The 11,306-nt window shown below is 43.8% G+C and carries 12 protein-coding genes; 3 read left to right on the top strand and 9 right to left on the bottom strand.

Annotated elements, in window-relative coordinates; genetic code table 11:
- Nucleotides 1-2: 2 nt before the first annotated feature.
- The 7 genes from KFQ09_RS11235 to KFQ09_RS11205 are packed head-to-tail and all read right to left on the bottom strand — an operon-like array spanning nucleotide 3 to nucleotide 7,145.
- On the bottom strand, nucleotides 3-1,031 hold the full coding sequence (locus tag KFQ09_RS11235) for a glycosyltransferase (RefSeq protein ID WP_144739650.1): 1,029 nt from the start codon (nucleotides 1,029-1,031) through the stop codon (nucleotides 3-5).
- Nucleotides 1,028-1,768 (bottom strand): cytidylyltransferase domain-containing protein, encoded by a 741-nt coding sequence (locus KFQ09_RS11230; protein ID WP_017360114.1) that lies wholly within the window; start codon nucleotides 1,766-1,768, stop codon nucleotides 1,028-1,030. Before KFQ09_RS11230 ends, KFQ09_RS11235 begins: the two co-directional genes overlap by 4 nt.
- Nucleotides 1,758-2,882, bottom strand: coding sequence for an N-acetylneuraminate synthase family protein (locus KFQ09_RS11225; protein WP_144739652.1), 1,125 nt, complete (start codon nucleotides 2,880-2,882; stop codon nucleotides 1,758-1,760). Before KFQ09_RS11225 ends, KFQ09_RS11230 begins: the two co-directional genes overlap by 11 nt.
- A 1-nt stretch (nucleotide 2,883) precedes the next feature.
- Nucleotides 2,884-3,759 (bottom strand): GNAT family N-acetyltransferase, encoded by an 876-nt coding sequence (locus tag KFQ09_RS11220; RefSeq protein WP_050826720.1) that lies wholly within the window; start codon nucleotides 3,757-3,759, stop codon nucleotides 2,884-2,886.
- On the bottom strand, nucleotides 3,756-4,934 hold the full coding sequence (locus KFQ09_RS11215; RefSeq protein ID WP_050826721.1) for a DegT/DnrJ/EryC1/StrS family aminotransferase: 1,179 nt from the start codon (nucleotides 4,932-4,934) through the stop codon (nucleotides 3,756-3,758). The genes KFQ09_RS11220 and KFQ09_RS11215 overlap by 4 nt, the downstream gene beginning before the upstream one ends.
- Nucleotides 4,935-4,955: 21 nt before the next feature.
- Complete coding sequence (locus tag KFQ09_RS11210; protein WP_255835675.1) at nucleotides 4,956-6,368, bottom strand: capsular polysaccharide export protein, LipB/KpsS family; 1,413 nt, start codon at nucleotides 6,366-6,368, stop codon at nucleotides 4,956-4,958.
- Nucleotides 6,369-6,374: 6 nt separating this feature from the next.
- Entirely contained in the window at nucleotides 6,375-7,145 is a 771-nt protein-coding gene (locus KFQ09_RS11205; RefSeq protein ID WP_017360119.1) for a glycosyltransferase family 2 protein, read from the bottom strand.
- Between the two features lie 175 nt (nucleotides 7,146-7,320).
- On the opposite strand from KFQ09_RS11205, the gene KFQ09_RS11200 reads away from it, so the two are divergent.
- The 3 genes from KFQ09_RS11200 to KFQ09_RS11190 all read left to right on the top strand — a co-directional run bounded on the left by KFQ09_RS11200 (nucleotide 7,321) and on the right by KFQ09_RS11190 (nucleotide 9,510).
- Nucleotides 7,321-7,995, top strand: a complete 675-nt coding sequence (locus tag KFQ09_RS11200; RefSeq protein WP_008343625.1) for a YIP1 family protein — start codon at nucleotides 7,321-7,323, stop codon at nucleotides 7,993-7,995.
- Between the two features lie 223 nt (nucleotides 7,996-8,218).
- The gene (gerQ, locus tag KFQ09_RS11195; protein WP_007497781.1) at nucleotides 8,219-8,761 is read left to right on the top strand and encodes a spore coat protein GerQ; all 543 of its coding nucleotides are present in this window, start codon (nucleotides 8,219-8,221) and stop codon (nucleotides 8,759-8,761) included.
- A 131-nt stretch (nucleotides 8,762-8,892) separates the two neighbouring features.
- Nucleotides 8,893-9,510: a cupin domain-containing protein gene (locus KFQ09_RS11190; RefSeq protein ID WP_045033850.1), complete on the top strand. Its 618-nt coding sequence runs from the start codon at nucleotides 8,893-8,895 to the stop codon at nucleotides 9,508-9,510.
- Nucleotides 9,511-9,552: 42 nt separating this feature from the next.
- Here the strand turns inward: KFQ09_RS11190 and KFQ09_RS11185 are convergent, their stop codons facing one another.
- On the bottom strand, nucleotides 9,553-9,924 hold the full coding sequence (locus KFQ09_RS11185; protein ID WP_003215282.1) for a DUF423 domain-containing protein: 372 nt from the start codon (nucleotides 9,922-9,924) through the stop codon (nucleotides 9,553-9,555).
- Between the two features lie 67 nt (nucleotides 9,925-9,991).
- Complete coding sequence (locus tag KFQ09_RS11180; RefSeq protein WP_216099212.1) at nucleotides 9,992-11,302, bottom strand: purine/pyrimidine permease; 1,311 nt, start codon at nucleotides 11,300-11,302, stop codon at nucleotides 9,992-9,994.
- Nucleotides 11,303-11,306 lie beyond the last annotated feature (4 nt).

The raw sequence follows: 11,306 nt of genomic DNA, 5'->3' as shown, positions 1-11,306 counted from the left end.
ATCTACACATCCTTATGTTCTTTTTGGTGTGAATTCATGAGGTGTATAAGAATGTTTTTCACTCGTTCGATTCCTTTTCCATCAATGAGTGAACGTCCATTAAGATGAATGCTTCTGCGGAGAAAATAGCTGTCAAACAGTTTTTGAACAGCTTGCAACAGGTCTTTTTCTTCCACAAGGTCACCTATCCCAAGGTGAAAACAAGCGCCCTTTTGCGCAAACATGCTCGCTGTCACTGCTTGGTGATCTACTTGCGATAGGACAATGCTGGGCACCCCGATACAAATTACCTCATATAACGTCATACCGCCTGCTACGATAGCCACATCAGCTTCTGATAAAAGAACCGGTAGTTGATCTGTATGTTGGATGAATTGGATATGTTCCGCCTCTACTTGCTCTTTGATGTGAGAGGCTTTTCCTGCGACCGCTAAAATGTCTAGGTGATTTGTTTGAAGAAGCGCCGATACAGCCTTTGATAACAGGCCGCACGGATCACTTCCGCCAAGGCTGATGACCACCTTTTTACATTCTTTCCGAACCTCATATGTGTCTTTGAATCGATTAATCTCGTGATCTAACAATAAATAGGGCGTTCCATGATAATAAGCCGTGCCATTAACCTGCTCGTGCTTCCCGTCCAGACCGCCATAAATGCCGTTTATGACCGTGTCTGCAAGCTGACAGGCTTCCTCTCTTTTTTCCTCAAATAAGACCAACCTCGCACTGCCACAGGAATCTTTGATCGTTTGAAGAAACTGAAGATCACAATCAAGAACATCTATGACTAAAAGGTCAGGTTTTAGCTTTTTGATGTCTTGTTGGACCTGGAGAAGCGCATTCGACTCATGCACCATCTGAACGTGCCACTCTGGGTGCGAAAGCATTTCTACACAAATCTGATCATTTGTATAGAAATATAAGTCGTTCCCTTCCTGAAGCAGTTCTTTTGCCAAACGTTTCATTCTGACGACATGACCCATTCCTCTTAAAAAACCCCCATAAACAACAATCATGATTTTTTTGTTCATTCAGCATCCTTCTGTCTCACAGATTGATTCAAACGAACAATGTCTGGATGTTGTTCACAGATGGAAATGAGCTCAGCTGTCGGCACAGCAATAGAACCACCAGCTTTCTCTAGTAAACGGGTAGCAAACACATAATCTTCTTCTGTATCAATCGTGAATCGATAAGCAGGATATGCAAGTTCTTTGGGCGGTGTAAATAATTGAAGGGAAAATTGCTCGGGATGCTTTCTGATATACAGCGTGACATGCTCACGTTCTGAATAAGTGAGGGGAAATTTGTCGATTTCACATAAAATAGATGCTTCAATCATTTCCCCGGAAATACCGAGTGGTGTTCCGTTCGTATACGTGTAATCAGCCTTTTCCTGTCTATGTTTTTCAAGCATTTTCGACAAAAGCGAAGGATCTATAAATGGATTGTCTCCCGTTAAACGTACGACCGTTTTAGGTTCAAATTGGCGGACAATCTGCGCAAACCGCTCAAGCACATCTGCCTCACTGCCTCGAAACACCTTATAGCCCTTTGACATACAATATTGAGCCAAATAGTCATCCTCTGGCTCGACCGTTGTGGCAATCATAAGGTTTTGCATGTTGTGATGGTAATCATCTGATTGCTTCACCCGCTCCACAATCAAATCAATCAGCGCCATGCCGCCGATCGGTTTCATCACTTTTTTGGGCAGTCTTGTTGACCCCATCCTAGCCTGAATGACAAAAAGCACATCATGCATCATCATGAGACTCCTGCGTGAGTACGTCTTTCCACGAAACGCCTGTATGAGCTGGGATGTCTCTCACAGCCTTTGTGCCAAGTAAAATTGGCATATATCGCGGATGCAATCCCTGATTTTTTTGTCCGGGGCGCAGCACGGCTACATTTTCTGACGTGAGGGTCTCACCCTTTGCAATGCCTTTTGTCGTAAAAATTCCTCGATACGCAAATTCTCGAATCTGTCCTTCAATGGCTGTTGTCGTTTTATAAGAACTGCCAAGAAGCTCCTCTGGTAATGAATGAACGTCTATTTCTGCTTGATTCCGCTGCTTTTCTGCCGCTCGAATGTGCTGAACCATTTCCTTTAATTCTTCAGGATCAAGAGCAAAGGAATGATCCGCTCCGGGTAATGTTTTATCTATTGTAAAATGTTTTTCAATCATTGCTGCCCCGAGCTTCACAGCGGCTACTGGCGCTTCCGTCGGGTGTTCACTATGATCTGAGAAGCCAATGACTGCTTCAGGGAAAGCGGATCTTAAGGTTTGAATCACCCGCAGGTTCGTATATGCTCTAGGCGCTGGATACTTTGCCACACAATGCATGATGGCGACTTGCTTATTTTGCTGGCTCGTAATCGTTTCGTATGCTTCATGAACATCTGCAATGGTGGCTCCAGCTGTTGAAAAAATGATCGGCTTTTGAAAAGAAGCCGTATGACGCAAAAGAGGCAAATGGTTGATTTCATAGGATGCCAGTTTAAAAGCAGGCGGATTCGTTTGATTCAATAAATCAGCCGATTCTTCGTCACACACGGTGCTTAAAAACATCAGTCCTTTTTCCTTACAACGTGTCAATAAGACAGGCAGCCATTCTGGCGGCATCTCCATTTGTTCCACTAAAGAAAAAATAGACACTTCTTCTCCTTTGGCCGTTTCGTATAACCCCGGTTCCTTTTGATACATCCGATCCGCTTGAAACATTTGAAACTTCACCGCATCAGCCCCTGCTTCTTTTGCCACATCAATTAAAGCAAGTGCCTGATCCAGCTTTCCATCATGATTAATGCCTGCCTCTGCAATGATAAAGACAGGCGCATCATCTCCCACTTTGCGATCTCCGATATAGAAATGCGCCATCTTACCTCTCTCCTTTTTTCGGCCACACATGGTAATACAAAAAGGCATTTGTTGTCCTAAACCCCATCTTTTCGTACAGCTGGATGGCTGTCGTATTATGAAGCTGTGTCCCCGCAGAAATGAAGTGATGCCCTCTGTGATGAGACACTTTCATCATCTCAATAAACAGCTTTTTTCCGATCCCTTTTCCTTGAACATCCGGTCTAATCGCAAAAAGCTCAAGCCCCATCTCATGCCCCTTTGTCATACCTTGAATCAAGCCAACCACTTCATCATTTACCTTGGCAACGAGGTTGATATCTGCGCGTCCGAGTAGGTTGTTTCTCATCCACTCCTGATAAAAATGCTGAACAACACGCTGGTCTAAATATGGGTCAAGGGCATAACGGCTTTTCACAAAAGCCCGATCACCTAGTAAGACCGCCTCATCGTAATCCTTTTCATCTGGCACACCCATCACCACATCTTGATCTGATGATGGCATCTCCATGAGGGCAGGCGGTGCCTCAAGCCTAGTGAGACCACCGACATAATACACATGAGATAGTTTTTGAACAATGCGGTTTTTTTTAAGATCAGCCGCCTCAAGACGTAAAAAGAAAAAATCACATTTTTCTGTTCTCATCCAATTGATGAATCTCTCCATCAATTCTTTAAAGAGCTGCGCTGATTCAGCTTCCACAAACTTCACATGAAAAATATGCTTGTCAAAAATACCGCTCTCCCATTTGGACCATTCGTATAGCAGCACTGCTTTGAGCTTAGCGCCGCTGACAAGAGCAAACTGCTTGAATCCTGCCATGCGTTCCGCTTCATGATCATATGTTTTCAGCCAAGCTGCCAGCACCTGATCGTCTATTGCATGAACGACTTTCATGAAGAGGCCTTCTTGTCTTTTAAAATTGACACAACTGCGGTGATGACATCCTGCACATCTTCATCTGTCATACTTGGATAGAGCGGGAGCGAAAGCGTTCGTTTGTAATAAGTGAGTGCCTCAGGGAAATCCTCTGGTGAATGGTTGTAGGTCTCTTGATAATATGGATGCAAGTGAACGGGAATAAAATGAACACTCGTGCCGATTTTATATTCCTTTTGCAGCTGATCAATCATGTCATCGCGTGTGATCAGTGCTTCTTTTGGATCAACTTGCAGCACATATAAATGCCACGCATGTCTTCCCTCATCATGTACAGGCGGCAAGATGAGACCAGCTTCATGTTGAAATGCCTGATTGTATGTCTTCGCAATCTGTTCTCTGCGTGTCTGCATCTCCTTCAACCGGCTTAGCTGAACGAGCCCTAACGATGCTTGCACGTCAAACATGTTCATTTTATAGCCCGGTTCCTCGACCTCGTAATACCATGTTCCCTTTTCTCCATAACGATTCCACGCTCCCTTACTCATCCCGTGAAGCGCCAGCCTTCTGATTCTAGCCGCAAGTGCATCATCATTTGTCGTCAGCATGCCGCCTTCACCAGTCGCTATGTTTTTCGTTGCATAGAAGCTAAAAGCGGTCGCATCACCAATTGATCCAATCGGTTGATCGTGATAGGTCGTATAAAGGGCATGAGCGGCATCCTCCAGCACGAACAAATCATACTTTTTGGCTATCGCTAAAATTTGGTCCATATCACACGATTGACCAGCAAAATGTACAGGGACAACCGCTTTTGTATGTGGTGTAATGGCCGCTTCTAATTTTTTCGCATCTAGATTGAGTGTCGCCGGATCAATATCGACGAAAATAGGGGCTGCCCCCGTATGGATGATCGTATTGGCTGTTGCGCAGAACGTCAGAGGCGTTGTGATGACCTCATCACCAGCTCCAATGCCTCTCGCCTTTAACGCTAAAAATAGAGCAGCTGTACATGAATTCACTGCTATTGCGTGCTTTGCTCCAGTCAGCTGCTTAAACTCTTCTTCAAACTGTCTCACTTTTGGTCCGGTGGACAACCAGCCGGACTTTAATGTTCCAATGACTTCATCAATTTCTTCCTGTTCAATAAAAGGCAGTGCATAAGGAAGAAATTGTGCTCTCTTTTGTCCCATATCGCTTGCACACCCCTATCTTCATCTCTGAAAATCCACGCCTGTTTTTGTTTTGAGCAGAGAAAGCAGAACATCGGTCGATTGTGCATGCGGATAATGTTCTTGAATGAAACGAGCCCCTTGCTGTTTCGCCAGCTTCATTTCTTGTTCATCCGATAAAATACGGATCGCTTTCTCGGCCAGCTCAATAGGGTTTTCCATGTGGCAGCTGCCAAGCGACTCGTAATAAGGGTATCTTCTGCCTTCTGTCATTTTTCCAATCAGTACACTCTTTTTAAAGAGCATTGCTTCCAAACCAACTGTTGATGTGAGCGTAATGACCATATCCATATACGGCAGGAGGTCATACAAGTCGATCTCTTTTTTAATTAATCTCACATGGTTCCCCGCACGCTCAATCGCTGTATAGTCATTTAAACGATTTCGAGCGATTTCCCACGGATGCGGCTTCATAATCAGTTGAATGTCTTTCCGTTTTGCAATCGTTTCAAGAACATCACCGTAAAAGGCTTCTGAAAACGGCTGTGTTGCCACGAGCACAGTCTTTTTGGCAGGATTGAAGTTCAATTTACGAAAGACCATTTCCTGTTGAAGCGGTGTTCGCTCCTGCACCAAATCAAATCTCGGGTGACCTGTGATCTCCACCTGCTCAGGCTGACAGCCTTTATCTACATACCAGTCCTTTTCATATTTTCCAAACACTCCGTGGCAGGTGGTGAAAATCGGCAAAAAGGCTTCGTCTCCCATGAGCGCACCGTGCTGAAGACAAATACTTGTGAGATGGCGCTTCACGGTTTGCAAGGCGAGCACACGGCTATATGCATCCTCCGTCGTACCAACAACAACAGCAGCAATAGGCTGCATCTCAAATAGCGTTTCTATTTGGTCAATCACATCAATAAATTGCACAATGTCCTTCCGAAGCTTTTCTCTAAAAAAAACATTGCCAAAGACAGGATGGTGGGCGTAAGGTTTCAATAGAGCATTTGCTTTTTCAATATATTCAACATGGGCTTCTTTATTAACCTCTCCGGCTAATTCCGGCTTGCTGATCACCGGTAACCCGAAATAATCAGCCTTCTTCCAGCGCGCGAGCACCACTGTTTGGTTCGGATGAAACCGCGTGTAATTTTGTTCAGTAAAACGTAAGTGTTCAAAGTGAAGAAGCACCTTTCCATGACTCGGACGATAAGGGGTACGCTTGATCTGCTGTTTATGCTGATCAAAAAAGGGCTGAATGTCTTGCGGCTTTGGACAAGTCGTTGTCAGCTCTTCACCAAACGCCTCATCTTCCATACGTTCCCTCACTTCAGGACTGATGTATTGATAAAAATTACTGATTAACCCAAGGGGTATGTGGCGATAGGATAAGTCTTTCATCAGATTCACATACTCAAAGTACACTTGCCAATAATGATGAATATAATGCGACACTTAAGGTCACCTCCCATGTCTTTGTTTTAATATATGGCGGAGCTCCCTGCAGGTAGACTGCGGAGGAAGTGCTTGAATAAAATCGCTTTTCTCTTCTTCTGCCAACTGATAATGAATAGACTGTTCTGTGATGTAGTTTGTATCCAATACCTCATCAAAAGGGTAGAACGGATAAAAGTGATTTAATCTAAAAAAGAACCGGGCATCTCCTATTCGATAAAAATGCGGACTCTCGTCCCAGTAGGATCCAAACTCAGCACGAATCTTTGTTAAAATGGATGCACGATGTACAACCGAGCAGTGATCAATGGCACAAGGTGCATTCCACTGCACCGTTTGCGCAGGTCGAATCGTTTCCTTTACTGGCTCTTTTTCGCTATTTAAATAGATAACTTTTGAACTAGAATAGACAATTTCTTCATTCGGACGAGCATCTAAATATTTCGTGAGCTTCTCTAAACGGTCTGGTGCATAGACATTGTCATCTGTGGCATAGGAAATATACTCGCCCTTTGCCTGTTCTAATGCTTGATTAATGAGGACGGCATAGCGTGTTTTCGCCGTTCTTTCCTCCAGCGTTTTCACCCCGCTTTGGATAAAATGGACGCGTGGATCTTTACGGAAAGGCTCAATAGCAGCAAGAGTTTGTTCGTTTGATCCATCATCCATGATAAAAAGTTCAAGGTCTGACAAGGTCTGCTGCAGCACCGCTTCAATTGATCTGCCAACGTAGGCCGCTTTGTTGTAGCTCGTCATAATGACCGTTACTTTCGTCAATGTTTTCACCTCGGTCTCTTTTAAACTATGGTTATCATATGTGTCTCCTCTTAAAGAGACTGTAGAGTGACCTATTTTTTATAAAATTGGATTTTTTTCATGATCTATCTTTGAAAAACGTAAAAATTTTGGTAATATAAGTAATCATTTATGTGTATTAAAGGAGTAAAGAACATTGGAGTATATGAAGAGTGATCTCTCCCAAGAAGAGGAAGCAAAAGGTTTTTTTCGATTCTTTAAAATTTTTGTCGCGACAAAAACGATTATTCGCTCATATGAACATACCTCTATTCCCATGTGGCTGATGATACTCCTTGCAAGTATCGCTGGTACAAGCTGGATGTACGAAGGGTATTTTAGTGAGTATATGGGCAATCATATTCCATATCCTTTTATTCTGTTACACGGAGCAGGTTTTGGTATTTTAGTAGGCAATTTTCTTCTATTTTTCGGTTCATTCATTTTACAGTGGTTAGGACGACTGTTTTTTGGCAGTAAAGCGCCGTATCGAGATGTGCTCAAAGCTTGCACACTGACGGTCATTTTTCCTTCCACCTTATTTGCTCTTACTTGGATTATTACTGTGGGGTTGCTTGGTCCGTATACATTTGTGAAAATCTCACCCTATTTAGACCAGCACTATGAAGTATGGTATTATCTCAGCGTTTTACCACTGGTTGATGCGTATACCAAGGCATGGATATTTGGGATGGCTGTTTTAGGCCTTGTTGCTGTGATGAAGCTGAGAATATGGCAGGCCTTTATCATTGCCATCGCACCGATCGCCTTATTTTTTCTCACGATGACCCTTCTCTATGACGTCCAGCGGGCTATGAATTGGTTGATGTAAAGAGGCATTCCTTAAATTGTTGGAAACCTTTGCAATCTAGGCAGTACGAATAAGGGGTTTGTCTGAATACTGAGGAACTGCACAAAGCAGTTCCTTTTTTTCGTTCAATGTACATATTCTCTCTTCCTGTCTCATAGTGTGAAAGAGAAAAAGAATGCTATGGAAACAACAGGCGCTTTTCTGCCTTCTGTTTAGAACACCATGAGGAAAGAGGAGGAACGTTATGAAATTGAAAAATCAATTTGGGCAAGGTTCGGGTTTCGAAGGTCAAGATTTTCGCCAGCAACAATATGGAGCAAATCCGTATCCTGCGCAGCAGATGGGTTATTCAGTCCCTCCCCAAACGCAGGGTCAAATGCAAGGTCAAATGCAGCAGGGGTATTCGCCAATGCCGTCTACTGGTACTTCACAAGGAGGCCAAGGTGGGCAAAGTGGCGGGCAGCCCTATCAAATTCCTTCGGGACCGATTTATCAGCAGAACGTCACCGGTCAGCTGCCGCTTGAGCAGTCCTATATTGAAAATATTTTACGATTAAACCGCGGCAAAGTAGCCACGATCTATATGACGTTTGAGGCAAGTAAAGAATGGAACTCAAAGATTTTTAGAGGGGTCATTGAGGCTGCAGGACGTGATCACATTATCATTAGTGATAACAAAACGGGGACACGATACTTATTGTTAACAATCTACCTTGATTACATTACGTTTGATGGGGAAATTCAATATGACTATCCATACTCGATGTCTACGTATTCTCCGAGATAACCTCAAGGTCATATCAGCAGCAAGGTGCAGACGCCCTTGCTTTTTTCTTTTGTCTAGGTTTTTGACACACCTTCGGGGGAAGGCTCATAAGATGCCTAGTAGTTTTTATTAAACGCCTAGAGGTGACATCAATGACTGTTGAGCTGGATTATACATCGCCGAATGTTAAATATTCATTTGATTTGAATCAAAGCCCCCTTGTGAAATATGATCAACACAATCTGATTAATGTTTTAGGAAAAAAACAATTAAATTCGCTCGATCAAGTATCTCTGCTGGATATATATTTGAGTAAAAGCAAAGTAGTAGAGCCTCATTATCATCAAAATGCTGCCGAGCTTGTTTATTGTATCGCCGGCTCTGCTGCTGTATCCATGTTGAACCCTTTTACAAAAAAGCTGTCCACCTACACCATTACCCCTGGGCAGGTAGCCAATGTGCCACAAGGCTGGTGGCATTATGAAGTCGCCTTGCAGGACAAAACCCATTTGTTAGCCATTTTTAACGCATCGACGCCAGAAGTCATCTTAGGTTCAGACCTTCTAACCCTCACGCCTTCACACATCATGGCACATACTTATTGCATGAACGAAACGCAGTGGAAGCAGGCGACGCATCCTGTGAAGCCTGGTGTGTTTATCGGGCCTTTCTGCCACCGGGAGGAAGAGACACAAACGCACCCTGTCCCGCCTTCTCACTATGTACCTTATTATCAAGCACCTCCGAACTATTCTCCTTATTGGAGTTAAGAAAAAAACCGATGCCCCTATGAGAGCATCGGTTTTTCTGGCTTATAAATTTTTTGCTGCTGCAATCACTAGCATGATCCAAGAAGCGATAAATGCCACTCCGCCAATTGGTGTAATGGCACCTAGAATCTTCACCTGAGTCAAGGCAAGCACATAAAGGCTTCCTGAGAAGAAAAGAATGCCTGCCAGCATCACCCAGCCAGCGGTCGGCACTAGGGAAACACCTGACAGTTTATCTGCCAGAAAGGCGACAATAAATAGGCCAATGGCATGGAACATCTGATATTGAACCCCTTTATTCCATATCTCAATATACTTTTCAGGAATTTTCCCTTCCAGTCCATGTGCACCGAAGGCTCCAAGACCAACCGCAAGCATGGCGTTAATGGCACCTAATATGAAAAATAGTTTCATTCGTCATTCTCCTTATCTCATCAATTATGTTTATCATAGCGCGGGTCTCATCCAACATTCAACTTTCCTATGATGCTGACACGAGATTGTCGGATTTCTTCTTCTTTCGCAGTAGCACTTGATCGACCACAATTGCAATCAGCGTACCAAGCACAAGACCATTGCTCAATAAAGAAATCAGCACAGGATGCATGCCTTTCAATGCCCCCTGCGGCACAAACATTGCGCCCACGCCTGCTAAAACAGCGATGCCAAGCACAAATCGAATGCGCGGGATGTCTTCTTTTTCATACTGATCGAATTCAGACATGGCAATCCCAATCATAGAAGAGAACACCACAAAGTTCACAGCCAGCCCCACAGGTGAAGGCAATGCAGAGAAAAAGCTCATCAATAATGGAAATAAACTAATGAGGACAATGAGCAGACTGCCAAGGAAAAATGGCTTTCTCGATGGAATTTTGGTTGTTTGTATAAAACCCGCTGCCCCTGAAATAGGGACAGGCGCAATCGCACCAATCAGTCCGCTTAGCAAATGACCAAATGAGGCGACAAAACCAGCCGGTCTGGCTCGTTTCCGCTCACGCAGTTCACCAAATGCCTTGACGGAACTTTCCACAATTCGAATACTTGCCAGCATATTCACAATGAGTAAGATCGTAATAAAAAAGGACGTAACAAGCAGTCCACTGTCAAAGACTGGCATGCCAAATGGAAATAGCTTTGGAAACTCAATGATCTGCTCAGGAATGCGAACAGGCTTCGCTAGTCCGAGTAAAGCAAATAACAGCCAACCGCCTGCAAGTGCGAATAACACAGAAAACTGTCTTAAATAATGCCATTTTGAGCGGCTGATCATGAAGGTGATGACAATAATCAAGATCGATAGACAAAAGACAAGCCCATCTACCTGATTTCCCCGATAACCGATCCCCATCAGCCCTTTCATGATTGGCTGACTTAACTGCACAACAAGCAGCAGCAAATAAATACCTGTGACAACCGGCGTAAATAAAGACGCGAGCCAATTAATGATTTTAAAGAGACTAAAAATAAAAAAGAACGCTGCACTAAAAATTAACGCCCCTTGTAACGCTTGCAAGGTTTCAGGATATGTAGCAAAAATCGTCCCTGTCATGCCTGCATAAAGGGTATATACCCCCCACCACAGCCCTGCTGGACTTTCATTGATCGGCAGCATATGACCGCATAAACACTGCACCATCGCCACAAGTCCAAGTGAAAAGAATGTACTCTGAATCAGTTCCGCCGACTGCACTTGATTTAATTCAAATGCTTGTGCAATCGCAATCGGCACAGCAATAGAAGCTGCGATAAAAAATGCCATCCACTGAATGGCGCCCAAAAATAGTTTCAACCCG

The organism is Bacillus sp. FS02, assembly GCF_024398395.1.
Lineage (GTDB): Bacteria > Bacillota > Bacilli > Bacillales > Bacillaceae > Bacillus > Bacillus altitudinis.
Note: the sequence above shows the minus strand (reverse complement) of the source record. Positions and strands in the feature narration are given on the sequence as shown.